Here is a 25,121-nt window from a genome sequence, read left to right as displayed (position 1 = left end):
TGCTCGGCCGCTTCGGTGGCCGTGTTGACAACAGAACATGGGGGTGACTGGCTTCGACTTCGACTTTGCAAGTCAGGGGAAGCGGGCCGAGGACGGCGGACATAACCTCGTTAACACTGTGACCGCAAACAATAAGTGCCAATAAGAAGCACTCTGAGGTCAGCCAGGGTTCCCTGGCTCTCGCTGCCTAAGTAGCGAAACCTCTGTCAGCCTGGGCACGCCCTCGGCTCAGGACCTGGCATCGTTAGAGGGCTCCACCGCTCGACCCGGCCACGGGGGAGAGCGGGAAAACAAACAGTGGCTGAGCCTGTCGGCGACGCGCCTGCGTGAGCGCCGGGGCTGAGAAAGCGTTAAGCAGGCTGCGCCCGGAGAAGCCCTGATTTGGGGTTGAAGGACGCGGGTTCGATTCCCGCCACCTCCACCAGCATGGTCTTGCCCTCTGCGCCCTTCGGGCGTGGGGGGCAAGTCTGTTTTTCTGGCCTTATGGGCATGCTTCGCTCCGCGCGTCCCTCCAGTCGGGGCACAGCCCCGACCCCTGTGGGTGCTTCGCGCGCTCTTTCTGGCCCGCCCGTTGCCCGGCTGGGTGGTTGGGCAGTTGGAGCCCACCCTGGTCAATGGTCCTCGCTGCGCTCGGGCGTCTTGATCGGGCGCGCCTGCGGCGCACGGCTTGCGCACTCGGTCAGCATGTTCAGGCGTCGATGGAGCTGAACTGGTGCTCTGAACACGGGCGAAAGGCGCTGAACTCCACGCCGGTTGCGGGCTGGGCAGTTGGGCGGATGCTCTGATCGACGTGGCGCGTCCACGCGTGAGGCCCGGAGGGTATGTGTGCGGGATGTCGTGCGCGCAGACATGCGCTTGCCTGTCGTCCAGCGGTGTGCGTCACCTGACACGTCTCTCGTCGCGCCGAACGATGAGATCGCGGACTCCTGTTTCTTCCCTTCAGCCTGATCTCGACGGTAGAATTCTTCTGTGCCGAGGTGGAAAGGTGGACTCCCGTGAGTTTGAACATCAAGAACGCCGAGGCCGAAGAGCTCGCACGCAAGCTCCAGCGGCTGACGGGAGAGAGCCTGACGCAGACGGTCATCGTCGCGATGACCGAGCGGCTGAGGCGTCTCGAACAGCGGGAGACGGACAAGGCGGAGCGGTTGCTGGCGATCGGCCGGGACATGGCGCGACGCATGGGTGAGGGCTACACGTCCCAGGATTTCGACGCGATGTTGTATGACGAGGCGACGGGGCTGCCCAAGTGATCGTCGATTCGAGCGCGATCATCGCGATCATCACCGCCGAGCCCGACGCTGCTGTCTTCGCCAAGGCGATAGCGGAGGCCAGGTCTGCCCGAATGTCGGCCGCGAACTGGTTGGAGGCTTCGATCGTCGCTGACGGGCGGGGGGATCCGGTGGTTCGCCGTGAGTTCGACGAGCTCATCGCGCAGGCTGACATCGTGGTGGAAGCGGTGACGTTGGAACAGGCCCGTATCGCCCGGGAGGCCTATCGTGACTTCGGGCGGGGCAGCGGTCATCCGGCGAAGCTGAACTTCGGCGACTGCTTCGCCTATGCGCTGGCGAAGGATACCGGGGAGCCGTTGCTGTACAAGGGCAATGACTTCTCGCACACAGACCTGCCCTCTGCTCTCTAGAGCCAAGGCGTGTCCCATCCAGCGGCTAGTCTGACCGGTTCCTGTTGATGCTTCGCGCTCTTTCCGGGGCCTGCCCGTTTGCCCGGCTGGGCAGTTGGAACCCTGTTCCATGGACCTCGCTCCAAGCACGCCTGCGGTGCGAGGCTGGCGCGTTCAGTCGGCATGTCAGTCGTTGAAGGCGCTGAACTGGTGCTCGGAACACGGGCGGAAGGTGCTGAACTCCACGCCGGTTGCCTCTTCGCTTCGCGTCCGGCTCTTGACGGCCGGACGCGAAGTTGAGGGGGCGTCAGGAGATGGTGAGTGTGCCGTTCGCGTTACGGGCGCACGAGACGGTCGCGCGTGGCGCTGCGGTGAAGGCGCCGGCGAGGCACTGGCCAAGGACTACATGGCCTGCGGCGTTCGGGTGCCAGGACTCCTGGCAGGTCTGGAAGTGGGTGACGCAGGTGTTCGCCGCCCGCTGGATGCCGATCTTGTCCCAGCCGGACAGGCTGGTGATGAACGTGCCGGACGGGCCGTCCATTACCCGGACCGGTGTGGCGAGCGCGCCTGTCGGGCTGTTGGGGTTCTCGCAGAGTCTGGCGCCGTCGAAGGCCTGCTGGACGTCCAGCACGCGCACATCGGCCGCTGGGCGTTCGGCTGCCAGTGTGCTGTGCGCGTTCCTGACCAGGGAGCCGAGGTTCTGGGAGAACACATGGCCGGGGGCGAGGCTGGCGCGGTGGATCGGGCAGCCGGCGGCGTACCGTTCGGCGCCGAGGGCGCGGAACTTGTCGCGGGTGTCGCTGCGGTTGTCCTCTTCGTGGTACTGCGAGGCGATCTCCGGGGGGAGTGGGTTGGTGTAGGTCTGCAGGATCACCTGGTGGATGCCGTCGGCGTCGACTTGGGCGAGGGTGTCGAGGATCTGGCGTAGGGCCGCGGTCGTTTCCGTGGTGGCGGCGGCTACCTCGGCGTTGGTGGCCAGGTCGGAGGCGGTGCAGGGCTTCTGCGGTACTTCGCCCTTCAGGTAGGCCCAGAACTCCCACCAGCCGGTCCAGGCGTCGGCGATGAAGCGGTTGGCGCACAGCGAGGCCACGTCGCCGAAGGTGAACTGGGTGTTGTTGGAGCCGAGGCCGACGAGGACGACGTCGATGTCGTGCGTCTGGGCGACGGCGCGCAGCTGGTCGAGTTGCGAGGCTACGGCGCGGCCCTCGGCTCGGGCGCTTGAGGGGGCGGCGATGTCGGCGGGCTGGCCGCCGGAGCACGCGAGGTTGAAGCGTTGCTGGATACCCGGGAGGGACGCGGTGAACAGGGAGGCGTTCGCCGACCGGTGACAGAAGTAGGCGTTGCTGTTGGCCGCGGACCAGCCGGGGAAACCCTGTGACGTACCGGAGGTGTCGACTACGGGCTGGTAGTTCCCGGCGCCCTCTCCGCTGACGAAGCTGTCGCCGAGCGCGACGGCGGCGGTGGGCAGAGCCGCCTGCGCCGGTCCGCCCTGGACGACCTGGATGCCTGCCGCGCTCACCAGGAGCATGGCAACCGCGGCGGCACGCTGGAGTAACCTCAAAACCGCCTCATTTCCTACTAAATAAGTACGAAATAGCGCATGAGTGGATCACAACATGCCGCACCAACGGCGTCAACATCTCCCAGGGGCCACGCTGATGACTGGCCGCCCCGGGCGGAGTTCAGTGCCCGGTTTTGCCTTCGTGGAGGCTGGAAGGGGCGGGCATCCTCGACGAGCGCGGTATCGGCTCGTCCGGCCATCCAAAGGTGTGGCCAACTGCTAGGTCGTGGCCAACCCCTCGTAGGGCGGACGGTGTGCGAGGGGTGAGCGAGCGCGGGGCTGTTGATGATGCTTCCGGCCGGATCGTGGGTGGTGGACATTGTGTGAGATCGGAGTTGGATGCGAGTCATGGAAAAGAGTCAGCCTCCCTTAGGTTCGCAATCCACTCGGCGCGCTTTCCTCTTCGTCTCCGCCGCCACGGCGGCCGCGGCACCCCTTCTCGCGGACACCGCGTTCGCCGAGGTCAACCATGGTCACGTCCCAGGGCCGGGGCGGCCCGTCACCCCGCAGAAGCCTGAAAAGGAACTGCGGAAACTGTTGCGTGAGATCGACCGCGAGCGCCTCAGGGCCACGGTCGGACGGCTGACCCGGTTCGGGACCCGGCACACGTTGTCCAGTCAGACCGATCCGGTAAGGGGCATCGGCGCGGCCACCGAGTGGGTGTACGCGCAGATGCAGGCCATCGCCGCCACCTCCGGCGGCCGGATGACGGTTCAGAAGCAGTCGTTCGTCCAGCCCGTCTCCCCGCGCATCCCGGCGCCGACCACCATCACCAACGTCATCGCGACCCTGCGCGGAACCGCCGCGCCCGAGCGGGTGTATGTGATCACCGGTCACCTCGACTCCCGCGTCACCGACGTCATGGACTTCACCAGCGACGCCCCTGGCGCCGACGACGACGCCTCCGGCGTCGCCGTCGTGCTGGAACTCGCCCGCGTCTTCGCCACCCGTCAGACCAGCGGCACGCTGGTGTTCGCCGCGGTCTCGGGCGAGGAGCAGGGCCTGTACGGCTCGACGCACATGGCCGCCCAGATGAAGGCGGCCGGTACGGACGTGCAAGGCATGTTCAGCAACGACATCGTCGGAGCCAGCTCCGCATGGGACGGCAGCCGCCCCGATCCGCGCACGCTGCGCCTGTTCGTGGAGGGTGTGCCCACCGCTGAGACCCCGGCCGAGGCGTCCGTCCGTCAGTCGATCGGCGGCGAGAACGACGGGCCTTCACGTCAGCTGGGCCGCTTCGCCAAGGACGTGGCGGAGAACGACGCGACCGACATGAAGGTCTGGGTGATCTGGCGGCGCGACCGCTTCCTGCGCGGAAGCGATCACATCCCGTTCCTGCGCAACGGCTACCCGGCGGCCAGGTTCACCGAGCCGCGCGAGAACTTCAACCACCAGCACCAGAACACTCGCGTCGAGAACGGCGTGCAGTTCGGTGATCTGACCGAGTTCCTGGACTTCGACTACCTCACCCGGGTGGCCAAGGTGAACGGCGCGACCTTGTGGTCGCTGGCCCAGGGGCCGGGCACCCCGAAGAACGTCAAGATCGTCACCGCGGCCCTCACCAACGACACCACCCTCACCTGGAGCCGCGGCACCGATGCCGGTCTGGCCGGGTACGAGGTGGTCTGGCGGGAGACCACGTCGCCGTACTGGACCCACGCCATCGACGTCGGCGACGTCATCACGGCGACGATCGGGCTGTCCAAGGACAACGTGCAGTTCGGTCTGCGCGCGGTGGACCGTGAGGGCCGGCGCAGCCCGGTCGCGTTCCCGCAACCGGCCACGTGATCGACCCGGCGCGAGGCGGGAACCCGGGCACCTGCCTCGCGCCGTGGCGGGGTCTCGCCGTCATGCAGCCGGGTCACGTAGCCGTTGATCAGTCCGGCCGTGCTGTGCGGCGTGGCCAGCGGGCCCGGGTGGAGGAGCTCAAGCGCTCCGGCTACGAGCGCGACGGCTACGTGGTGCTGAACCGCCCCTCCGGCCCGTGGTCGCGACCGCAAGGGCCGCGATCACGGGCGATGATCTGCTGGGCTACTTTCTGGTCGAGGCGCCGGTGAGCAGCGGTAGCTTGACCGAGGTGCCGCCCAGGTCGACGGTGACCTTGGCGCCGGTGCCGGGTTCGGCGTCTTCGCCGCCGGTGTCGTTGAGGTTGGCGTCGTCGTTGGTTCCGGTCAGGATCAGGCCGAGGCGGTGCCCGGCCTTGAACTCGTAGTCCTGCGGCTGCAGCTTCCAGGTGATCTGGTACGCCTTGCCCGGCGTCAGCGGCGTCGAGTGGCTCAGCGACTTGTGGTTCTGGGCGTCGATGATTCCGCGGGTGACGACGTTGAAGGCGGAGGCCGCCGTGTTGTCGGCGGCCTTCAGGTAGCAGCCGTCGTCGTCGCTCGTGCTCTGGCCGACGCAGTCTTCGCCGCCGATGAACTTGAGGCCGTGCGCGCGGTCGGGGCCGATCTCGCGGTAGTCGATGCGGGTGTCGGTGCCGTAGTCGACCAGCAGGACACCCAGGTTGGCGGCCGGCTTGTCCAGTTTGACGCGCATGGTCACCGTCGGAGTTCCGGACAACCTGGTCGCGGTCTTCAGGGGCGAGGTCAGGTAGGCCAGCCGGTTGGTGTGGGTGGTGGCGGGGTTCTCGGACATCGCGATCTCGGTCCTGGCGAGGTCGACGTAGCCGCCGGTGCCCGTGGACGGCGTCCCGGCCAGTGAGCCGTTCTTCTGCGGTCGCAGGGTGACGGTCTTGGCGGGTGCGGGCCACTCGGCCTGCGTGATCCAGCGGTCCGGTCCGTGCTGTACGTCGATGCGGGGCCGGCGCAGGATGTCGTTGTCGACGCCCATGAGCTCGTGGTCGAACCACTTGTGCAGGGTGTCGACCCACACGTCGCGGCGTGCCCAGAAGGGGTCGAGGTGGGCGTACTGCGTCACCCACGCCTTGCGCTGGACGTTGCCGGGCAGGGCGGCCCACCAGGTGGAGAACTGGCTGGCGACCACGTTCCGGTCCTGGAATCCCATCACCGAGAAGACGCTGGCGCGCACGTCGCTCGCCTTGGACAGCGGCCCGTTGACGTAGTCGCGCTCGTGCCAAAACTTGTTGTGGTCGCCGGTCGCGTCGTCGGCGTCCTCCTGCATCTTCTGCCGTACGGCCGCGCACTTCTCGTCCGGGTCCTTGTCCACCCGCTTGGCCTGCCAGGCCGCCGCGCCCTTGAACACGGTGAGGGTGCCGTTCGCGCGCCACATCTCATAGCCTCGGCTGAACGACGCCACCGGCACGATCGTTTCCAAACCCCGCACACCGGTGCCGGCGAGGGCGACGGCGAGCGAGCCCTCGTAGGAGTGACCGATCATCCCGGTACGCCCGGTGGTCCAGGTCGCCTTGACCAGGTCGCCCTTGGCGTCGTAGGCGGTGGCCCGGCCATTGAGCCAGTCGACGACCGCCTTGCCGCCCAGCACGTCCGACGGACCATAGGTGGTCGGGCAGCCCTCCGACAGCCTGGTGCCGATCATGTCGACGGACACGAACGCGTAGCCGCGCGGCAAGAAGTAGTTGTCGTAGAACATCGGGAACTTCGTGACGTTGCCGTTCGCGTCGTACTTCTTCTTCTCAACCTCGAAACCGACACCGGGGTCGTCGTGGTACGGGCTCTCATGCATGATCACCGGGACCTTGAGGCCGGAACCGGACTCCTTCGGCCGGATGATGTCCACGCGGACCAGGTCCTTCTTGCCGTCACCGTCGCTGTCGACGGTCGACTGGACGCGGACGTGCTCGCGGATCGCGTCCTCATAGGAGAAGACGGGCTGGGTGCGACCGCCGGAGACGTCGATCGCCGGCTTGTCCACCGCGGACGCGGCGGGGGCCGCGGCGGCCACGAGGGCGCTCGCGAGTACCGCAATCACTGAGTACTTCATGGCGCCACGGTTGTGGGCCGCGCTGATACCGGGCCGTCGCGCCGCTGACACGACCGCTGACACGGCTAAACCGCAGGAGTCGGTGGCTCCAGCATGGGGACGAGGAACCGGCGGGCCACAGCGGCCAGCTGTTCGTCGTCGTCCAGGTCGACGATCGCGCTGGGGATCGTCAGGAAGGAGGAGGAGATCCGCACCATCATCTCGGCCACCAGGTCGACGTCGAGGTGGGCCGAGACGTTGCCCGCGCGTTGCTCGCTGCGGAGCTGGCCGGCGACGAAATGCCGGACCGTGGCGAGGGTCTGGCCGCCGTCGGCGGTCATGGAGGGGACCAGCAGGTCGGGTTCGGTGGCGATGAGGCCGCCGATCAGCGGGTTGCCGCGGATCGCCCGCAGCGAGCTGACGAAGCCGAGGACCACCCGGTCGGCGGCGGTGCCGGCTTGTTCGATGTCGATGAGGAACTGGTCGAAGTAGCGGCGGAACTCCCGGCGTACCACGTGTTCGACCAGTGTGTCCTTGGTGTCGAAGCGGCGGTAGACGGTGATGCGGGAGACCTTCGCCAGCCGGGCGACGTCCTCCATGGTGGAGCGCCTGATGCCCATGCGGCAGAGCTGCTCGTACGCCGCGTCGAGAATGCGCGTCCGCAGCTCGTCGGTGTCGTCGACGCGCTCGACGGCGTCGACGTAGGCGCGCTCCAGCAACGACTCCGAGTCTGACGGCGCCATGAATCCGGACAGCACTGATTCCTCCTGTAGGGATTCTGCCTCAAACGCGGTCTTGTGATGCCCGTCACCCTGTGCTCTGATGATGATACACGGACTCAAAAGTTGTATCTCCGTATCATTCTAGGCCCTGAGTGGACCCCCCACCTCGAAGGAGTGCGGAGCATGGCAGAGTTGAGCAGGCGCGAGGCACTGATCTCGGGCGCGGCCTTGGGCGCGCTCGGCGCGTTAGGGGCGGCCTCTCCGGCCCAAGCCCTGACAGGCGACTGGGGCTGGCCCGCCAGTGGTTCGATCGCGGGTTCGGGCAGTGGCGCCGACCCGCGCTGGGTGTGGGACGAGGTGGCCGATCCGCTGCTCGCCTCACTGTTCGAGCGCGGCGTCATCCCCGAGGTCAACCGGCTGCTGTACGACTGGAACCGCAACGACCAGCCCCTGCCCGCCGGACTGCCGGAGGATCTGCGGGCCTTCATCGAGCAGGCGCGTCAGCTGCCGTCGTGGGCCGACCCCGCCAAGCTGGACGCCGGGGCGAGCTTCCACGCGCTCAAGGGCAACTACCTCGTCGTCCTCACCATCGTCGGCGCCGGGATGCTGGCCACCGCCATCCCCAAGGAGGCCCGCGCGGTCTACTACTCCGCCGGCGGCGCGGATCTGAAGGACCGGATCGCCAAGACGAACATCCTGGCCTACGCGGTCCGCCCCCGGAACGCCTGGGGCCCCGGCGGCACGGCCGTGGTCGAGGCGGTGAAGACCCGGCTGGTGCACGCGGCGGTACGGCACCTGCTGAAGTCGTCCCCCCACTGGTCGGGCCCCATCCCGATCACCCAGGAAGACATGCTCGTCACGTGGCACACGCTGGCGACGTACTCCATGCGTGGCCTGCGGGAGTGGAAGGTACGCATGTCCGCCACCGAGACCGAGGGATACCTGCACTCGGTCCAGATGCTGGGGCACATGCTCGGCATCAGGGACGAGTTCCTCCCCGCCACCTGGGACACCTCCTACACCCAGTCGGACCTGGTCCTGCCCAGGAACATGGGCTCCACCCGGGAGGGCGTGGAGCTCAACGCCATCCTGCGGGACATGCTCGCGGAGCTGACCAGCCCTGGCGGCATCGACAAGCCGCTCGTCAACGCGTTCTCCAGGTATCTGACCGGCAACCAGGTCGCCGACTGGAACGGCATCCGCCGCGAGCCGCTGTGGGACCCGGTGGTCAAGACCGCCTGGCCACTGCTGGTGCGCTTCCGGGAGGGGCTGATCGGGCTGCCGCTGGTGCCCGCCTCCGCCTGGCTCCTGGACGAGATGGTCAAGAAGTGGACCACCTACTACCTCACCCGCGGCGCGCAGACCAAGATCGTGATCCCGACGGGCAACCGGCCCGGCTGAAGCTAGGGGCGGGCTTCATCGGGATATGCGGGCAGCTCTCGCACTGCGGGGGATGTTTCCCATCCCATCACGTCCCGCGAGGCGTGCGCCACGAAGTCGGCGAGCAGCAGCCGGCTGTTCTCCAGCTTCGCCTGGAACTCCGGCCGTGACAGGCCGGGACGGATCTCATCGATCGCGTCGAGGGCGTTCTGGGCGCTGGCCGTCACGTCGTTCTCACCGGCGACGATCTGCGCACGGAAGAGGGCGTGCAGCGCGACTCCCTGGGCCTGGTCGCTTGCCGCGCGAGCCTCGCTGTAGGCGGAACCTCCGGAGTCGTCCTGCCGTCGGTACCACCGCGTGGTCCGTGCCTGCCGGAGGGTGGTCGCCGCCGCGGCGAAGGCGCCGTAGGCCTCGATCCGCTCCTGTCTCAGCTGGGAGCTTCTGAGTCGCTTCTCGCCATGATCGGACGCACGCCGTTGTAACCAGTAGGTGACGATAGATCCGAGGAGAGTGCCCACAACGGCGACTGCTCCGGCCAGTACGGTCTCCATGGCCTCATATGATCACATGCGGCTCATCGTCGCGCTGGGCCGTCGCGGATGACGTCACGTACGGTCGCCGGCCGTACTCCGGGATCGAACTCGGCCAGCCACCACGTCGCGCCCGCCTTCGCGTACGGCGCGGGATCGGCGCCGGGCGGCAGGGCCAGGGCGATGTCGTAGGGGCCCGTCTGGCCGTCGCGCAGTTCGGCGAGGGTGGCGGCGACCTCGGCGAGCTGGTCGGGGTGTTCGAGGTTGGCCGGGAAGAAGCCGTCGAGCCGGGCGGCGCGGCGGATCGGCTTGATGTTGCCGGGGAACCCGGCGGCCCACACCGGCACGCCGGGCCGTTGAGCCGGCCGGGGGAGGAACGTGAGGTCGTCGACGGTGTAGTGCTCGCCGCGATGGCGCACCGGCGCGCCGGACCAGGCGGCGGACAGGATCGTCAGCGACTCGTCGAGCATCTGCCCGCGCCGCCGGTCGTCGAGTTGTTCGCCGGTCCTGGACAGCTCGCCGCCGTACCGGTCGCTGCCGAGGCCGACGCCGAGCGTGAGGCGGCCGCCGCTGAGCCGGTCCAGCGTCGCGGTCTCCCGCGCGAGCTTGGTGGGGCGGCGGCGGGCGAGCGGGGTCACCATCGGGCCGAGCCGTAGCCGCTCGGTCGCGGTCGCGATCGCTGCCAGCACGATCCACGGGTCGGCGACCGGTCGGACCGGTCCCCGCCAGGACAGCTGATCCCACACGAAGAAGCCGTCCCACCCGGCTTCCTCCGCTTCGGCGGCGAGGCGGGCGATCACTCGCGGGTCGGCGAGTTCGTCGAAGAGCGGCAGCCAGAGCGCCGACCGCAGGTGGTGTGTCATGTCTGCCACGCTAGGCAGCGGAATCAATCGTGAAAAGCGATGATTTCCGATTGAGTCAATCGTAACGAGCTATGGTGGTACGCGTGTCCGACATCGAGCTACGCCACCTGGCGGCGATGGCCGCCATCGCCGAGGAGGGTTCGTTCGGCCGGGCGGCCGCCCGGCTCGGCTACACCCAGTCAACCGTGAGCCAGCAGGTCGCCGCGCTGGAGAAGGCCGTCGGCGGCCTGGTGTTCGACCGGCCGGGCGGCCCTAAACCCGTCCGCCTCACCCCGCTCGGCTCCGTGGTGCTCGGCCACGCCAAGGACCTCCTGGCCAAGGCCGACGCGCTTACCGACGCCGTGGACCGCTTCAAGGCGGGCGACGGCCGGATCGACATCGGCACCTTCCAGAGCGTGTCCAACGTGATCCTGCCCTCGGTGGTACGGCGACTGCGTGCCGAGCACCCCGGCTGCGACATCAGGCTGTCGGAGGAGGAGCCGGACCAGCCGCAGCTCGGCGACCTCGACCTGCTGTTCTACGACGGCCGCGTCGACGGCGACGTCGAGCACGTCAAGCTGCTCGACGATCCGTACCTGCTGGTGGCGGGCGCCGGCGACTTCCCCGACGGGCCGGTCCCGCTGAACCGGCTCGACGGCGCCCCGATGGTGGCCTGGCCGCTGATCTGCGACCAGACCCTGATGGAACAGGCCATGGCCCGCGGCGGCGCCCGCCCGCAGGTGGTGTTCCGCAGCGCGGTCAACGACACCCTGCTGTCGATGGTGCGGGCCGGTCTGGGTTCGGCGGTGCTGCCGTGGCTCGCCATCCGCGGGGCCGGCGTCTCATCCGACGACCGGCTCCGCGTCCACGAGCTGCGGCCGTCCCCGCCGCCGCGAGAGATCTACCTGCACTGGCGGTCCGGCCGCACCCACTCACCGCTCGCCGGCCGGGCCATCGAGATCGCGATCGAGGTCGCGGGCGAACTCGCGCCGCCGGCCGGTGCTTCAGACGGGTAGAACCTCCCGCTTGGACGGGGCCGGGGTGAAGTGGATGGCGATGAGGAGGTTGGGGACCCAGCACAACCAGGCGATCGCCACGTAGGCCGTGGTGAAGTCGAGCGTGATGAGGTCGGCCGAGGCCAGCCCGCCGTACGTGAGGAGCATGAGGCGCAGCGTGACGGCGGAGAAGGTGAGGGCGAAGCTGCGGATCATCCAGCGGCGGTGGTCGGCCACCCGGCCGGTGAGGATCATGCGGAGGCCGACCGCGCCGGTCACCAGCCAGCTGATGGCCAGGCCGGCGAAGCCCACACTGGCGATGGGGCCGCCGTGGGCGGTGGGCGCCAGGAGGAGGCCGCCGATGCCGCCGGCCAGGCAGCCCAGGAGGTAGAGGATTCCGATGGCGCGGTGGAGGCGGGGCAGGCGGCGCCGTATCGCTCCGACGAACTGCAGAGGTCCGATCGCAAGGGCGACGATCGCACCGGAGACGTGCAGTCCGAGGGCCAGGACACGTTCGACGTAGATCTCGCGTTGCTGCTCGAAGTACACCGCCGGGTCGAAGGTCAGGTATTTCGCGGCGATGGAGACGATGAACAGGGATAGCACAGTCATGAGGGCCCAACCGGCCCAGCTGATCCGCATGTGCACAGCATGATCCGGGCGCGTTCGGCCGGGCATCGGGTGCGCCCCTGAGTACTTCCCTGGGGTCACCCCTGTCTCATCTCAGGGGGCGGTTGGAGGGGTGAGACCCGCATGGTTGAGCATGGAGGCATGTCGCACGAGGCCGATTTCTTCGAGAGCTTCCGAGGCCGCCTGGAGGCGATCGCCTACCGGCTGCTGGGGTCGGCCGGTGACGCCGAGGACGTGGTGCAGGACACCTTCCTGCGGTGGCACGCGGCGGACCGGAAGCTGATCGAGACGCCCGAGGCGTGGCTGACGAAGGTGCTCACCAATCTCTGCCTCACCCAGCTCGGCTCGGCGCGGGTCCGGCGGGAGACCTACGTGGGGCATTGGCTGCCGGAGCCGGTCCTGGCCGGGGATCGTATGCTCGGCCCGGCCGACACCGCCGAGCAGCGCGAGTCGGTGTCGCTGGCGATGCTCACCCTCATGGAACGGCTGTCGCCCAACGAGCGCGCCGTCTACGTGCTGCGCGAGGCGTTCGGATACCCGCATCGCGAGATCGCGGAGATCCTCGACCTGACCGAGGTGAACTGCCAGCAGGTTTACCGGCGCGCCAAGCAGCACCTGGCCGCCGGGCGCTCCCGGGCAGAGGTCGACGCGGGCGTGGCGGAGAAGATCGTTCAGGGTTTCCTCGCCGCGACGCTCAGCGGCGACACCGAGCCGCTGGTCCGGCTGCTCACCGATGACGCGGTCAGCGTGGCCGACGGCGGCGGCCGGATTCGGGCCCGCAGGACTCCGGTCGTCGGCGCGCCGGACATCGCGCGTTATCTGGCGCACGTGTTCCGGCCGACCGACGCCAAGCGGGCCATCCTCGGCGGGATCGATCCGGTCTTCCACGCCGTCGTCGTCAACGGCGGCCCCGCCCTGCTGATCCAGGCCGGGGAGCGGATCTTCGGCCTCGTCTGCCTCGACGTGGGTCCCGACGGGGTCGAGGCGATCCGCCTTCAGGTCAACCCCGACAAGCTCGAGCGCTTCACCCGCCAGTGGGCGGCCGCCGGGCCGCACCAGCCGCTCGTGGCCACGTGGTGAGTCACGTCACGTTCCTTCGCTGTCAGGGATCGGGCGGCTGTCCGGTTCAGGAGGTGAACGCAGCCGACAGCGAAGGAACGGGAACACGTCATGAGCAAGGTTTGGTTCGTCACCGGGTCGTCGCGCGGGCTCGGCCGTAGCTTCGTCGAGGCGGCGCTCGCGCGCGGCGACAAGGTGGCGGCCACCGCCCGGAACGCCGGAAGCCTGGACGGACTGGTCGCCGCCTACGGCGACGCGGTGCTCCCGCTGGAGCTGGACGTGACCGACAGGGCCGCGGTCTTCGAGAGCGTGAAGCTGGCCAAGGAGCGCTTCGGGCGGCTCGACGTCGTGGTGAACAACGCCGGATACGCCCAGATCGGCGCGGTCGAGGAGCTTACCGAGCGGGAGCTGCGCGACCAGTTCGAGACGAACCTGTTCGGGGCGGTCTGGGTTGTCCAGGCTGTGCTGCCCCACCTGCGCGAGCAGGGCTCCGGGCACATCGTCCAGCTGTCCTCGGTGGCTGGGCTGGTCGCCATGCCGCTCGGGGGCGCGTACCAGGCCTCCAAGTGGGCTCTCGAAGCGCTCAACGAGACCCTCGCCCGTGAGGTCGCGGGGTTCGGGATCAAGGTGACCGTGATCGAGCCCGCCGGGTTCGCCACCAGGGACGGGAAGAACCCCGATCCGCTCGACAACGGGTTCATGGCGGAGACCAGCCCGGCCTACGACGATGTGCGGCGGAGCCTCGCCGGGGTCATGAAGAATCAGCCTTCCGGGGACCCGGCAGCCGCGGCCCGGACGCTGCTCACGATCGTCGACTCGGCCGAGCCGCCGCTGCGGGTGCTCTTCGGGCAGGGCTTCTATCCGATGATCCAGCAGGTCTACGCCGACCGGCTCAAGACCTGGGCCGACGGGCAGGACCTTTCGACGGCGTCCCACGGCGGACTACTCCCGCCGTCGTAGTCGGGCCCGCCACTGGTGCGGGGGCGGTAGCGGCAATTGACTTCGCGGGTACGACGCCCCTGAGCTGCGGTCCGACCACGATTGCGGCATGACAATCTCGGTCGGCGCGCGAACGGGCGCCACCCTCGCCACGGTGGCCGTCGTGCAGTTCATGGTGTCGCTGGACCTGTCCGTGGTGAACGTCGGGCTGCCGCAGATCGCGGCCGGACTCGGCTTCAGCGCGGTGGGACTGACCTGGGTGATCCACGCCTACGCGCTCACCTTCGGCGGGCTGCTCCTGCTCGGCGGCAAGGCGGCCGACCGATATGGCCGCAAACAGGTTCTTCTGCTGGGGCTCGGGCTGTTCGGCCTCGCCTCGCTCATCGGCGGCTTCGCCCAGGAACCCGGCCATCTGGTCGCCGCCCGCGCCGTCCAGGGCATCGGGGCCGCCGCGCTGGCTCCGGCCGCGTTGTCGCTGCTGGCCACGACGTTCCCGGCGGGCCGGGCGCGGGTGCGGGCCTTCGGGATCTGGAGTGCCACCAACGCCGCGGGCGGCGCGCTCGGCGTGCTGATCGGGGGACTGCTCACCGAGTACGCGAGCTGGCGCTGGGTGATGTTCGTGAGCGTGCCGATGGCCGCCGGTGCGCTGGCCCTGGCCTGGAGGGGTGTCGCCGCCGGCCCGGCTGGGGTTCGCGGTGGTCGCCCGGACGTGCTCGGAGCGGTCCTGGCCACGGCCGGGGTGACCCTGCTGGTGTTCGGCGTCGTGCGTACCGAACACCACGCGTGGACCTCGCCGACCACGGTGACGACGCTCGCGGTCGCGATCGTGCTGCTGGTGGCGTTCGTCCGGGTCGAGCTGACCACCCGGCGCGAGCCGCTGATCCGGCTCGGCCTGTTCGCCAACCGGTCGGTGCTCGCAGCGAACCTGTTCCAACTGCTGGTCGGCGCGGCCATGGCCGCGTCCTTCTACTTCGCCTCGCTCTATCTCCAGCGCGTGCTCGGCGCGGGTCCGGCGCTGACCGGGCTCATGTTCCTGCCGATGGCGCTGGCGGTGATCGCCGGGTCCGTGCTCGCGGTCAAGCTCGGCTACCGGGCCGCGCCGCGGACGTTGCTGGTCGCCGGCGGGCTGCTGACCGGGGCGGGGTTCGCCTGGTTCGGGCTGATCACCCCGGACGGCGCCTTCCTCACCCACGTCCTGGCGCCGTCGATCGTGATCGGCGTCGGGTTCGGGCTCTGCCTCGGGCCGGTCGTCGCCACGGCCACCACCGGCGTCGCGGCCCATGAGAGCGGCACCGCGTCGGGCCTGCTCAACAGCTCACGCCAGATCGGCGCCTCGCTCGGGCTGGCCGTGCTCGGCACCGTGGCGCACCACCGCACCGGCCAGGTCGTCACGCCCCAGACCCTCACCGACGGCTACGCGCTCAGCCTGACCGTCTGCGCCGCGCTCCTGGCCGCCGCCGTCCTCATCGCCCTCACCGTCCGGCCCAGGAAGGTCGTCCCGGCATGACCGTCACCCCGATCGATCTGTTCGCCTCCTCCCTCCATCTCCACCAAGACGGCCGGGTCAAGGCCGGGACGCCCGACCAGGACGGCTGGCGGCTGACCACCGTCCACGCGAAGACCGGCGCCGACGTCCACGCCGACCACTGGGAGATCCACCCCGACGCCGAGGAGCTCGTGTCCTGTCTCATCGGGAAGATCCGCCTCTATCTGCGTCCGGAACGGCCCGGCCAGCCGGAGGAGGAGATCAGGCTGATCGCCGGAACCGCGGCCGTCGTCCCGCGCGGCCGCTGGCACCGCATCGAGCTGGACATCCCCAGCAACATCATGGCCGTCACCCTGCCGCGCGGCAGCCGTCTGGAGAAGCGATGAACGCCACCGAGTCGCCGAGCATGACCCGGCTGCTGCGGCCGCATGTGCCGAGCTTCGCGGCCGTGGTCGTCCTGCAGGTCATCGGCGCCGTCGCGGGGCTGGCGCCGCTGCTGGCGGTCGTCGAGCTGGGCCGTACGCTGCTGTCGCCGGGCCCGCTCGACCACGGCCACGTCTGGACCGTCGTGATCGTGGGAGCGGCCGGGTTGTTCGTCCGGCTGCTGTTCACCGCCGCGTCCTCCGGGATCGGGCATCTGGTCGACGGCCGGGTGCAGCTCATGTTCCGCCGGCAGCTGGCGGCGCGGCTGGGTCGGGTGCCGATCGGCTGGTTCTCCCGGCGGCACAGCGGCGAACTGGCCAAGGTGGTCGGCGACGACGTGAGCGCCGTGCACCCGTTCATCGCCCACACCCCGGGCGAGCTCGTCTCCGCGTTCGTGGTGCCGCTGGTGTCGCTCGTCTACCTGTTCACCGTCGACTGGCGGCTCACGCTGATCACGCTCGTCCCGGTCGTGCTGGCCCTGGCGCTGGTGCCCCTGATGATGACCCCGGCCAGGCTGCGCGAGCAGAAGGCGTTCGACGCGGCCATGGGACGGATCACGAGCTCGGTCGTCGAGTTCGTGCAGGGGATCGCGGTGGTGAAGGCGTTCGGCGGATCCGGGCGGGCGCACCGCAGGTTCGTGACGGCGGTGGACGAGTTCGTCGGCATCTTCTCCCGGCTGGTCTACGGCATCTCCGGGATCGGCGCGGGCATGCAGGTGGCGTTGTCGCCGCCGTTCGTGCTGCTGGTGGTGCTGGTCGGCGGCACGTTCCTGATCACCTCCGGAGGGCTCGCGCCCGCGGACCTGCTGCCCTTCCTGCTGCTCGGGCTGGGACTCACCGCCCCGGTGGCCGCCCTCGGCCACGGCTTCGACGAGATGCAGGCCGCCGGGCGCGCGGTCGGCCGGATCAAGGACGTGCTCGCGGTGCCGTCCCTGCGCGAGCCCGCCCACCCGGTCACGCCGCGGGGGCACCGGGTGGAGCTGCGCGACGTCCGCTTCGGCTACGACGACGATCACGAGGTGCTGCGCGGAATCGACCTGGTCCTGGAGCCCGGAACGGTCACCGCCGTCGTCGGCCCGTCGGGTGGCGGCAAGTCCACGCTGGTCCAGCTGCTGCCACGGTTCTTCGACCCGAGCCACGGATCGGTCCTGCTGGGCGGAGTCGACCTGCGCGAGCTCGGCAGCCGCGACCTCTACCGGACGGTCTCCTTCGTCTTCCAGGACGTGCGCCTGCTGCGCGCCTCGGTCACGGACAACATCGCGCTGGCCGTACCGCACGCCGACCCCGACGACGTGGTACGCGCCGCGCGCATGGCCAACATCCACGAGCGTGTGCTCGAACTCCCGCGGGGCTACGACACGGTCATCGGCGAGGACGTGAAGCTGTCGGGCGGCGAGGCGCAGCGGATCTCGCTGGCCCGCGCCCTGCTCGCCGACGCGCCCGTCCTCGTGCTCGACGAGGCGACCTCCTTCGCCGACCCGCACACCGAACAGGCGGTGCGCCAGGCCCTGGCCAGGCTGGCGGGCGAGCGCACGATCCTGGTCATCGCCCACCGCCTGGAGACGGTCGCCGACGCCGACACCGTCGTCCTGCTGGAGGACGGCGTGATCGTCGAGCGTGGCGCGCCCGCCGAGCTGCTGGAGCGGGGCGGCAGGTTCGCCGCGTTCTGGCAGTCCCATCGATCACCGCAGGGAGACGAGCTCTGATGATCCGCATGCTGCTTCGTGTGCTGGGCGATGAGTACGCCCGGCCGTTGCGCCGCACCGTGGCATTGATGACGGCGACCGCAGTGGCCGAGGGGCTGTCGTACGCACTGCTGGTGCCGGTGCTGCGGGCCTTGTTCGGGAGCACGCCGGGGGAGGCCGTGCCCTGGCTGGTCGCGTTCGGGGTCGCGGTCGCGCTCTACGCGGCGCTGCGCTACTTCAGTGATCTGTCCGGATTCCGGGTGGGGATCTCGCTGCTGCGCGGCATGTACCACCGGCTCGGCGGTCACCTGGCCCGGCTGCCCATCGGCTGGTACGACGCCCGGCGCGTCGGCCAGGTGTCGGTCCTGGCCGGTGAGGGCGTTTTGCAGGCGATGAGCGTGATCGCGCACCTGCTGTCGCCGTTCATCGCCGCCGGGGTCACACCGCTGACGATCGTGGCCGTGATGCTCGCCTTCAACTGGCAGATGGGGCTGGCCGCGCTGGTCGCCGTGCCGGTCGTGGCGGCGATCCAGGTCTGGTCGGGCCGCTCGGTGGCCGCCGCCGACGCGCGGACCGCGGAACGCGGCCACGAGGCGACCGGGCGGGTCATCGAGTACCTGCAGGCCCAGCCGGTGCTGCGCGCCGGCGGCCGGACGCACGAGCGGTTCCGGCTGCTGGACGACTCGCTGCGCGAACTCCAGCGGGCCGCCCGCCGTACCGTTCTGTCGGCGTTGTCTGGCGCGGTGGCCATGACGCTCACCGTGCAGGCGGTGTTCACCGCGCTGCTGGTCCTGGGCGCCTACCTCGCGCTCGGCGGCGGCATCGGGGTGGCGGAGGTGCTGGCCGTCCTGGTGCTGGCCGCCCGCAGCGCCGACCCGCTGCTGTCACTGTCGGACATCGGCGGCAAGGTACGCGGCGCGCGTGCCGAGCTGGCCAGGCTCGACGCGGTGCTGCGGACCGAACCGCTGCCGGAACCTCGCGAACCGGCCCTGCCGGGCAGCCACGACCTGGAGTTCGAGTCCGTCACCTTCCGGCACGGCGAGCGCACCGTGCTCGACGAGGTGTCACTGTCGGTGCCGCAGGGACAGCGGCTGGCCGTGGTCGGGCCGTCCGGCGCGGGCAAGAGCACGCTGCTGCAACTCCTCGCCCGCTTCTACGACGTGGACGCCGGCGCCGTCCGGCTGGGCGGCGTGGACGTGCGCGCGATGAGCTCCGAGGCGCTGATGGAGCGGATCTCCTTCGTCTTCCAGGACGTCTACCTGTTCGACGGCACCATCGAGGAGAACGTACGGCTCGGCCGCCCCGACGCCGACGACGCCGACGTGCGGGCCGCGGCCACCGCCGCCCGGCTGGACGAGGTGATCGAGCGGCTGCCCGGCGGCTGGGCCACCAACGTAGGTGAGGGCGGCGCGCTGCTGTCGGGCGGCGAGCGCCAGCGGGTCTCGATCGCGCGGGCGCTGCTGAAGGACGCGCCCATCGTGCTGCTGGACGAGGTCACCTCCGCCCTGGACCCGGTGAACGAGGCGGCCGTTCACCAGGGGATCGAACACCTGATGGCCGGCCGTACCGTGGTGATGGTGGCGCATCGGATGCGGACGGTCCGGCGCGCGGACCGCATCGTCTTCCTCGACGACGGCGGGATCGTGGAGGAGGGCGGCCACGACGAACTGCTGCGCCGCGACGGCCGCTACGCCGCCTTCTGGAACGTCTCGCTGAACAGTTCCTGAGTCAGGCGGGGGCCGGGACGTAGGAGAGGTTCAGGACGCCGGTGTCGAAGGTCACGGAGTTGGTGAGCTTCAGCGGGTGGGTCGGGGTGTCCTCGAACAGCCGCTGGCCGTGGCCGACGACGATGGGGTGGACCAGCAGGTTCAGCTGGTCCAGGAGGCCGTGGGCCAGGAGCCAGCGGACCGTCGTCGCGGAGCCGGACATCTGGATGTCGCCCTCGGTCCGCTCCTTGAGGTCGCGGATCTGGGCGGCCACGTCGCCGGAGATGATCGTGGTGTTGTTCCAGTCGGCCTTTTCGAGGCTGCCGGACACGACCCACTTGGGGCTCTCGTTGAGCGACCTGCCGGCGTCCGGATCGGCTTCGGCGGTCGGCCAGTAGGAGGACCACTCGTCGTACAGCTTGCGGCCCATGAGGTAGCCGGCGGCGCTGCCCATGCCCTCCATGACCACGGCGCCCATCTCATCGCTCCAGTACGGGAAGTGCCACTTGTCCGGCGACTCGACGACGCCGTCCAGGGAGATGAAGAAGCTGGAGATGATCTTCGCCATAGCGGGGCTCCTTAGGTCGTGCGGTACGAGTGGGAGGGTAGGCGGGAACAAGCGGTCAGGTCTTGTACAGAAGCGACAGCGGCTCCGGCGAAGGCGGGTCGGCCAGCTGCGTGGCGGTCCGGCCGACGAAGCGGCTCAGTGAGCGGGCCAGGTGGGGCTGGTCGAAGTAGCCGAGCTCGTGGACCACCTCCTGGGCGGGCAGGCCCTCCTGGAGAAGGATCGCCGCGTGTCTCGCTCGGTCGATCTGGCGTACGGCGCCGCGGGTCAGCCCGGTGGCCGCCAGGAACCGTCGCTGGAGCGTGCGGTCCGAGACCTCAGGCCGGGACCCGTCGAGCGCGGCGGCGACGACGGGGTCGCGGGCCAGGACGTCCTCGCGGACCAGCCGCCGGACCAGCGCCTCGGCGTCGTCGTAGCCGGGCAGGCGCCAGGTCGAGCCCTTCAGCCAGAACGAGCTGCCGGTCGTGCCGGGGATCGGCGCGGAGTTGTCGACGAGCCGGTCGATGGGCAGGTGGGGCATCGCGGTGCCGAGCGAGAAGGTGATGCCGAAGAACGTCGCGTCCTCGGGCACGGGCGCCGGGCGCGCCCGCGTCTCCGGTCCCTGTACGGCACCGCACACCTGGCTCCGGTGCTCCCAGAAGACGAGGTCCCATCGGGCAGCCGCGACGGACATCATCTGGGCGACGCCGGAGCTCCGGCTGCGCCATATCCGATCGATGTAGGGCGAGTCGGAGGCCCGGCTTTCGACGTGCAAGCCCATCGCAATCCCTCCTGGCCGCCGAGCAGGCAGTCTGACATGTGCGAAGCGTCCGGCAAAAGCGGTATCTGGCTAATGTGTGTCCTGCGATGAACGGTACGGAACGGGTGGTGGGCGGGTACACGCTGCGGCGGTTGCTCGGCCGGGGCGGCATGGGCGAGGTCTACCTCGCCACCGGGCCCACGGGCGGCATGGCGGCGGTGAAGCTGATCCATCCGCAGCTGGCCAGGGAGCCGGCGTTCCGGCGGCGGTTCGAGCGGGAGGTCGCCGCGGCGCGCAGGGTCGCCCGGTTCTGCACCGCCCCGGTGATCGACGCCGGGCTGGACGGGGAGACCGCCTACCTGCTCACCGAGTACGTGAAGGGCCCGGATCTGGCCGCCGCCGTACGGGATCAGGGAGCCTTCGGCGGCTCGAACCTGGAGGCGCTCGCGGTCGGCATCGCGACGGCGCTGAGCGCGATCCACGGGGCCGGAGTCGTGCATCGCGACCTCAAGCCGTCCAACGTGCTGCTGTCGCCGCTCGGGCCCAGGGTGATCGACTTCGGCATCGCCCAGCTCGTGGACGCGCAGAGCCTGGTCAGCCAGGCCGTGCTGGGGACGCCCGCGTTCATGGCGCCCGAGCAGGTACGGGCCGAGCCGGTGACGCCCGCCGCCGACGTCTACGCGTGGGGCGGGGTGATCGCGTTCGCCGGGACCGGGCGGCTGCCGTTCGGCGGTGGTGCGCCGCACGAGGTGCTGTACCGGATCGTCAACGAGGGACCGAACCTCGACGGGCTCGACGAGCGGATGCGCGGGCTCGTGGAGTGGGCGCTGGCCAAGGACCCGGCCGCGCGGCCCACGGCCCAGCAGTTGCTCGACGCGCTGGTCGGGACGCGGCGGTCGGCTCCGGCCGAGGCCAGCCAGGTGGTCGAGCGCACCTGGACGGTTCAGGAGCCGCCTGTTCGTCGCGGGCGGTGGAAGTGGTGGCTGGCCGGTGGGCTGGCGGTGCTGGTCGCGGGTGGGGCGGCGGTCGCCGTACCGGCTGTGCTGGGGGAGAAATGGCCGTATCAGGCCGGGTTCGGTGAGGCCTGGGCGGTGGGCGCGTCGCAGGGCGGCGAGGCGCGGGTGGACGGCGCGGCGTACGTGCTGACGGCCAAGCCGGGGTGGCGGCTGTGGAAGTCGGCGCCCAGGGAAGAGCCCGAGCGGGGGGTGACGGTCAGCGCTCGGGCGAAGATTGAGGAGGGCGCGGGCGAGTTCGGCGTGTGGTGCCACGGGACCGAGCGGGCGGGCGACCGCTACGAGTTCTCGGTGAGCGCGTCGGGGCAGGCCACGATCGTCAAGCGCCGCGCGGGCGCCGAGCCGACCATCCTGTACGGCCCCGCCCGCGTCAAGCCCACCACCGAGACCCGCGTCACCGCCCGCTGCACCCGGGAGAGCGGCAAGGCCGCCCTGGGCATGTGGGTCGACGGCCGCAAGGTCGGCGAGGTGAACGACACCGACCAGGCGCACCTGAACACGGTGGCCGGCGTCCACGCGGCGCCGTCCGGCGAGCGGGCGATGCGGGTGCGGTTCAGCGCGTTCACGCTGGAGCCGGTCGAGCCGTGAACGACGCCGTGGCCTTCGGGGTGCTGGGGCCGCTCCTGCTGCCGGACGGCGCGCCGCCGCCCGGTCCGGCCAAGCATCGGGCGCTGCTGGCCGCGTTGCTGCTGTCGCCCGGCCGGATGGTGCCGATCGAGCGGCTCATGGCGCTCGTGTGGGACGGCGAGCCGCCCGCGTCAGCCGAGTCGGTGCTGCGCGTGTACGTGAGCGCGCTGCGCAAGGTCGTCGCCGGGATCCAGACGGTTCCCGGCGGCTACCTGCTGGCGGTCGAGCCGGAGCGGGTCGACTGGCACCGGTTCGAGCGGCTGGTGGAGCGGGGGCGGCGGGCCAGGGAGGCGGGCAGCCTGGCCCAGGCGGCCGATCAGCTGCGGGCCGCGCTCGGGTTGTGGCGTGGGTCCGCGCTGGCTGACGTGGACTCCGGTCAGTTGCGGCGGGCGCATGCCGTACCGCTGGAGGAGCTTCGGTTGCGGGCGCTCGAAGAGCGCGTGGAGCTGGACCTGTTGCTCGGGCGCGGCGGTGAGGTGGTCGGCGAGCTGCGGGCGCTGGTCGGCGCCTACCCGCTGCGCGAGCGGGCCTGGGCGCAACTGATCACGGCGCTGCGGCTGGCCGGGCGGCGGTCCGAGGCGCTGGATGCCTATCAGGAGGCCCGGCGGGTGCTCGTGGACGAGCTCGGCCTGGAGCCGGGCGCGGAGCTGCGGCAGGCGCACGCGGACGTGCTGGCCGGGCAGGAACCGTCCGCGCGGACGCCCAACGAGACGCCGCCCGACATCGCGGACTTCACCGGGCGGGCCGAGGTGCTGCGCTGGATCCGCGAGGCGGTGCCGATGGCGGGTGGCGCGCCGGTCCACCTGGTGCTGCACGGGGCGCCGGGGTGCGGGAAGAGCGCGGTCGCGGTGCGCGCGGCGGCGTCGGCGGGCGGCGAGTTCACCGGCGGCGTGCTGTTCGCGACGTTGCGCGAGCGTGCGCCGGGGGCGGTGCTGGAGGATCTGCTGCGCTCGCTCGGGTGTCCGGAGGGCGGGGTTCCGGCAGCGGTGACCGAGCGGATCCGGCTTTATCGGAGTATGACGGCGTCGCGGCGGCTGCTCGTCGTGCTCGACGACGCCTCGGGCGAGGCCCAGGTACGCCCGCTGCTGCCCACGGGCGCCGGGAGCATGACGCTGGTCACGAGCCGCTCGCCGCTGTCGGGGCTGGAGGCGTCCAGGGCCTGGGAGCTGGGCGTGCTCTCTCCACAGGAGGCGCTCGACCTGCTCGCGGTCGTCGCCGGACGGCAGCGGGTCACGGCGGAGCCCGAGGCGGCGGCCAGGATCGCGCTGCTGTGCGGGCACCTGCCGCTCGCCCTGCGCGTGGCCGGATCCCGCCTGGCCAGGAAGCCCGGATGGACCCTTGAGCACCTGGCCGGACGGCTGGGCGACTCGCGGCGTCGCCTGGACGAGCTGAGCGCGGGCGACCTGGCGGTGCGGGGGAGTCTCGCGCTGGGGTACGACGGGCTGGGCGACCGGGAGCGCTCGCTGTTTCGCCGCCTGGGCGCGCTGTCGGCCCCCGACGTCGCCCCATGGGTCTTCGGCGACCTGGAGCCGCTGGCCGAGGCGGGACTGCTGCAGTCGCGCGGCCTCGACGAGTCCGGCCAGGAGCGCTACGGCTGGCACGACCTCACCCGCCTCTACGCCGCCGAACTCCTGGCCGCGGAGCGCCGCGAGGTGCTGGCCGGAGTGGCGGGAGAGATCCTCGACCGGGCCAGACGGGCCAGGCAACTGCTGCTGCCCGCCGAGCCCGGCTCCGGCCGGACCGTCGCGCGGACCGAGGAACAGGTGCTGGAGACCACGCTGCTGCGCGAGTCGGCCGGATGGCTGCGGTCGGAACGACGGTTCCTGTCCGCGTGCGTGACCGACTTCCACGACGCCGGGCTGCACGAGGCCGCCTGGCGGCTGGCCTTCTACCTCGCGCCGTTCTACGAGCTGGGCGCCCATCACGACAACTGGCACCAGTCCACGGCCACCGGCCTGGACGCCGCCCGATCAGCGGGCCACCGGCAGGGCGAGGCTCTGCTGCTGCGCGGCCTGGCCGACCTGCACCGGATCGAGGGCAACCCGGAGGCCGCCGCGGCCGCGCTGCGTGCCGCCCAGCCGCTGGTCGAGGGGCTGGAACTGGCCCGGATCACGCTCAGGCTCGGGCTGGTGACGGGTGACGAGCGCGCGTACGCCCGCTGTCTGGCCGTCTTCGAGCAGGCCGGAGACCAGCGCGGCAGGACGGACACGCTGCGCGCGCTCGGCGCGCTGAAGGGCGAGCGGGGGCTGCTGGAGGAGAGCCTGGCCGGATACCTGGCGCTGGGCGATCCGCGCGGCGAGGCCGAGGCGCTGCTCGACCTGGCGAACCTGCACCTGTCGGCGCGTCGGCTGCCGGAGGCGCGCGAGTGCGCGGAGCGCCGCCTGCGGATCAACCGGCGGCTCGGCGACCGGCTGCCGGAGGCGTACGGGCTCCTGGTGCTGGCCAGGATCGCGGGTGCCGAAGGCCGGCCGGATCCCCGTGCCGCGTCCGCCGCCCTGGAGATCTTCCAGACGTTCGGCGACCGCAAGGGCGCCGGACAGGCCCTGCTCGCCGTGGCTGAGGCGCATCTCGACCTCGATGAGGTGGATGCGGCGGTTGAGGGGCTTGAGCGTGCCAGGGGAGAGTTCGTCCTGCTCGGCGATCAGCGTGGCCTCACCGAAGCGGAAGGGCTGGCGCGGGAGGCGCGGCGGCGTCGCGGGCTATACGGATCCTGAATGGCGGTT

At 70.6% G+C, this 25,121-nt stretch carries 21 protein-coding genes and 1 other RNA gene; 14 read left to right on the top strand and 8 right to left on the bottom strand.

The window, feature by feature from the left end:
* Nucleotides 1-39: 39 nt before the first annotated feature.
* From ssrA to HNR40_RS00600, 3 genes are all read left to right on the top strand, one after another.
* Nucleotides 40-424: a transfer-messenger RNA gene (ssrA, locus tag HNR40_RS00610) on the top strand.
* 571 nt (nt 425-995) lie between these two features.
* Entirely contained in the window at nt 996-1,250 is a 255-nt protein-coding gene (locus tag HNR40_RS00605; protein WP_184957679.1) for a type II toxin-antitoxin system VapB family antitoxin, read from the top strand.
* Nucleotides 1,247-1,639: a type II toxin-antitoxin system VapC family toxin gene (locus HNR40_RS00600; protein WP_184957678.1), complete on the top strand. Its 393-nt coding sequence runs from the start codon at nt 1,247-1,249 to the stop codon at nt 1,637-1,639. Before HNR40_RS00605 ends, HNR40_RS00600 begins: the two co-directional genes overlap by 4 nt.
* Before the next feature lie 286 nt (nt 1,640-1,925).
* On the opposite strand, the gene HNR40_RS00595 is transcribed toward HNR40_RS00600, so the two are convergent.
* Nucleotides 1,926-3,137 (bottom strand): SGNH/GDSL hydrolase family protein, encoded by a 1,212-nt coding sequence (locus HNR40_RS00595; protein WP_221339867.1) that lies wholly within the window; start codon nt 3,135-3,137, stop codon nt 1,926-1,928.
* Between the two features lie 579 nt (nt 3,138-3,716).
* Here HNR40_RS00595 and HNR40_RS00590 point away from each other — a divergent pair.
* On the top strand, nt 3,717-4,967 hold the full coding sequence (locus HNR40_RS00590; RefSeq protein WP_221339866.1) for a M20/M25/M40 family metallo-hydrolase: 1,251 nt from the start codon (nt 3,717-3,719) through the stop codon (nt 4,965-4,967).
* 243 nt (nt 4,968-5,210) lie between these two features.
* Here HNR40_RS00590 and HNR40_RS00585 read toward each other — a convergent pair whose 3' ends face one another.
* Together HNR40_RS00585 and HNR40_RS00580 are read right to left on the bottom strand one after the other, a co-directional pair.
* Nucleotides 5,211-7,079, bottom strand: coding sequence for a CocE/NonD family hydrolase (locus HNR40_RS00585; RefSeq protein ID WP_184957675.1), 1,869 nt, complete (start codon nt 7,077-7,079; stop codon nt 5,211-5,213).
* Between the two features lie 65 nt (nt 7,080-7,144).
* Nucleotides 7,145-7,801, bottom strand: a complete 657-nt coding sequence (locus HNR40_RS00580; protein ID WP_184959311.1) for a TetR/AcrR family transcriptional regulator — start codon at nt 7,799-7,801, stop codon at nt 7,145-7,147.
* Nucleotides 7,802-7,963: 162 nt separating this feature from the next.
* Between HNR40_RS00580 and HNR40_RS00575 the strand changes: the two genes are divergently transcribed.
* Nucleotides 7,964-9,181: an oxygenase MpaB family protein gene (locus tag HNR40_RS00575; RefSeq protein ID WP_184957674.1), complete on the top strand. Its 1,218-nt coding sequence runs from the start codon at nt 7,964-7,966 to the stop codon at nt 9,179-9,181.
* A gap of 2 nt (nt 9,182-9,183) precedes the next feature.
* Here the strand turns inward: HNR40_RS00575 and kilB are convergent, their stop codons facing one another.
* Both kilB and HNR40_RS00565 read right to left on the bottom strand, forming a co-directional pair.
* Nucleotides 9,184-9,711, bottom strand: a complete 528-nt coding sequence (kilB, locus tag HNR40_RS00570) for a plasmid transfer protein KilB (protein ID WP_184957673.1) — start codon at nt 9,709-9,711, stop codon at nt 9,184-9,186.
* 23 nt (nt 9,712-9,734) lie between these two features.
* Nucleotides 9,735-10,553, bottom strand: a complete 819-nt coding sequence (locus tag HNR40_RS00565) for an LLM class flavin-dependent oxidoreductase (protein ID WP_184957672.1) — start codon at nt 10,551-10,553, stop codon at nt 9,735-9,737.
* Nucleotides 10,554-10,636: 83 nt separating this feature from the next.
* Here HNR40_RS00565 and HNR40_RS00560 point away from each other — a divergent pair, with 83 nt between their 5' ends.
* Nucleotides 10,637-11,548 (top strand): LysR family transcriptional regulator, encoded by a 912-nt coding sequence (locus HNR40_RS00560; RefSeq protein ID WP_184957671.1) that lies wholly within the window; start codon nt 10,637-10,639, stop codon nt 11,546-11,548.
* Here HNR40_RS00560 and HNR40_RS00555 read toward each other — a convergent pair.
* Nucleotides 11,537-12,139 (bottom strand): DUF2306 domain-containing protein, encoded by a 603-nt coding sequence (locus HNR40_RS00555; RefSeq protein ID WP_184957670.1) that lies wholly within the window; start codon nt 12,137-12,139, stop codon nt 11,537-11,539. The two genes, HNR40_RS00560 and HNR40_RS00555, sit on opposite strands and share 12 nt — an antisense overlap.
* 141 nt (nt 12,140-12,280) lie before the next feature.
* Between HNR40_RS00555 and sigJ the strand changes: the two genes are divergently transcribed.
* The 6 genes from sigJ to HNR40_RS00525 all read left to right on the top strand — a co-directional run bounded on the left by sigJ (nt 12,281) and on the right by HNR40_RS00525 (nt 19,475).
* Complete coding sequence (gene sigJ / locus HNR40_RS00550; protein ID WP_246508273.1) at nt 12,281-13,237, top strand: RNA polymerase sigma factor SigJ; 957 nt, start codon at nt 12,281-12,283, stop codon at nt 13,235-13,237.
* Between the two features lie 90 nt (nt 13,238-13,327).
* Nucleotides 13,328-14,176, top strand: coding sequence for an SDR family NAD(P)-dependent oxidoreductase (locus HNR40_RS00545; protein ID WP_184957669.1), 849 nt, complete (start codon nt 13,328-13,330; stop codon nt 14,174-14,176).
* An 88-nt stretch (nt 14,177-14,264) separates the two neighbouring features.
* The gene (locus HNR40_RS00540) at nt 14,265-15,662 is read left to right on the top strand and encodes an MFS transporter (protein WP_184957668.1); all 1,398 of its coding nucleotides are present in this window, start codon (nt 14,265-14,267) and stop codon (nt 15,660-15,662) included.
* Complete coding sequence (locus HNR40_RS00535) at nt 15,659-16,027, top strand: cupin domain-containing protein (protein WP_184957667.1); 369 nt, start codon at nt 15,659-15,661, stop codon at nt 16,025-16,027. The genes HNR40_RS00540 and HNR40_RS00535 overlap by 4 nt, the downstream gene beginning before the upstream one ends.
* On the top strand, nt 16,024-17,769 hold the full coding sequence (locus tag HNR40_RS00530; protein ID WP_246508271.1) for an ABC transporter ATP-binding protein: 1,746 nt from the start codon (nt 16,024-16,026) through the stop codon (nt 17,767-17,769). Before HNR40_RS00535 ends, HNR40_RS00530 begins: the two co-directional genes overlap by 4 nt.
* Nucleotides 17,769-19,475, top strand: coding sequence for an ABC transporter ATP-binding protein (locus tag HNR40_RS00525; protein WP_184957666.1), 1,707 nt, complete (start codon nt 17,769-17,771; stop codon nt 19,473-19,475). The genes HNR40_RS00530 and HNR40_RS00525 overlap by 1 nt, the downstream gene beginning before the upstream one ends.
* A 1-nt stretch (nt 19,476) precedes the next feature.
* Here HNR40_RS00525 and HNR40_RS00520 read toward each other — a convergent pair whose 3' ends face one another.
* Both HNR40_RS00520 and HNR40_RS00515 read right to left on the bottom strand, forming a co-directional pair.
* Nucleotides 19,477-20,022, bottom strand: a complete 546-nt coding sequence (locus HNR40_RS00520; protein ID WP_184957665.1) for a dihydrofolate reductase family protein — start codon at nt 20,020-20,022, stop codon at nt 19,477-19,479.
* A gap of 55 nt (nt 20,023-20,077) precedes the next feature.
* Nucleotides 20,078-20,779 (bottom strand): helix-turn-helix domain-containing protein, encoded by a 702-nt coding sequence (locus tag HNR40_RS00515; protein WP_184957664.1) that lies wholly within the window; start codon nt 20,777-20,779, stop codon nt 20,078-20,080.
* A gap of 86 nt (nt 20,780-20,865) precedes the next feature.
* Between HNR40_RS00515 and HNR40_RS00510 the strand changes: the two genes are divergently transcribed.
* Together HNR40_RS00510 and HNR40_RS00505 are read left to right on the top strand one after the other, a co-directional pair.
* Entirely contained in the window at nt 20,866-22,359 is a 1,494-nt protein-coding gene (locus tag HNR40_RS00510) for a serine/threonine-protein kinase (RefSeq protein WP_184957663.1), read from the top strand.
* Nucleotides 22,356-25,112, top strand: coding sequence for an AfsR/SARP family transcriptional regulator (locus HNR40_RS00505; protein WP_312896133.1), 2,757 nt, complete (start codon nt 22,356-22,358; stop codon nt 25,110-25,112). The genes HNR40_RS00510 and HNR40_RS00505 overlap by 4 nt, the downstream gene beginning before the upstream one ends.
* The last annotated feature ends 9 nt before the right edge of the window (nt 25,113-25,121 follow it).

The sequence above is a fragment of the Nonomuraea endophytica genome (assembly GCF_014203235.1).
Taxonomy (GTDB): domain Bacteria; phylum Actinomycetota; class Actinomycetes; order Streptosporangiales; family Streptosporangiaceae; genus Nonomuraea; species Nonomuraea endophytica.
The sequence above is the reverse complement of the archived record's forward strand: the minus strand, read 5'-3'. Positions and strand labels throughout refer to the sequence as shown.

Bases quoted from the DNA above. Each gene is read 5' to 3' on its own strand.
- HNR40_RS00585 (WP_184957675.1), bottom strand. From the start codon at position 7,079: ATGAAGTACTCAGTGATTGCGGTACTCGCGAGCGCCCTCGTGGCCGCC.
- HNR40_RS00580 (WP_184959311.1), bottom strand. From the start codon at position 7,801: ATGGCGCCGTCAGACTCGGAGTCGTTGCTGGAGCGCGCCTACGTCGAC.
- HNR40_RS00575 (WP_184957674.1), top strand. From the start codon at position 7,964: ATGGCAGAGTTGAGCAGGCGCGAGGCACTGATCTCGGGCGCGGCCTTG.
- kilB (WP_184957673.1), bottom strand. From the start codon at position 9,711: ATGGAGACCGTACTGGCCGGAGCAGTCGCCGTTGTGGGCACTCTCCTC.
- HNR40_RS00565 (WP_184957672.1), bottom strand. From the start codon at position 10,553: ATGACACACCACCTGCGGTCGGCGCTCTGGCTGCCGCTCTTCGACGAA.
- HNR40_RS00555 (WP_184957670.1), bottom strand. From the start codon at position 12,139: ATGACTGTGCTATCCCTGTTCATCGTCTCCATCGCCGCGAAATACCTG.
- sigJ (WP_246508273.1), top strand. From the start codon at position 12,281: ATGGTTGAGCATGGAGGCATGTCGCACGAGGCCGATTTCTTCGAGAGC.
- HNR40_RS00545 (WP_184957669.1), top strand. From the start codon at position 13,328: ATGAGCAAGGTTTGGTTCGTCACCGGGTCGTCGCGCGGGCTCGGCCGT.
- HNR40_RS00540 (WP_184957668.1), top strand. From the start codon at position 14,265: ATGACAATCTCGGTCGGCGCGCGAACGGGCGCCACCCTCGCCACGGTG.
- HNR40_RS00535 (WP_184957667.1), top strand. From the start codon at position 15,659: ATGACCGTCACCCCGATCGATCTGTTCGCCTCCTCCCTCCATCTCCAC.
- HNR40_RS00530 (WP_246508271.1), top strand. From the start codon at position 16,024: ATGAACGCCACCGAGTCGCCGAGCATGACCCGGCTGCTGCGGCCGCAT.
- HNR40_RS00525 (WP_184957666.1), top strand. From the start codon at position 17,769: ATGATCCGCATGCTGCTTCGTGTGCTGGGCGATGAGTACGCCCGGCCG.
- HNR40_RS00520 (WP_184957665.1), bottom strand. From the start codon at position 20,022: ATGGCGAAGATCATCTCCAGCTTCTTCATCTCCCTGGACGGCGTCGTC.
- HNR40_RS00515 (WP_184957664.1), bottom strand. From the start codon at position 20,779: ATGGGCTTGCACGTCGAAAGCCGGGCCTCCGACTCGCCCTACATCGAT.
- HNR40_RS00510 (WP_184957663.1), top strand. From the start codon at position 20,866: ATGAACGGTACGGAACGGGTGGTGGGCGGGTACACGCTGCGGCGGTTG.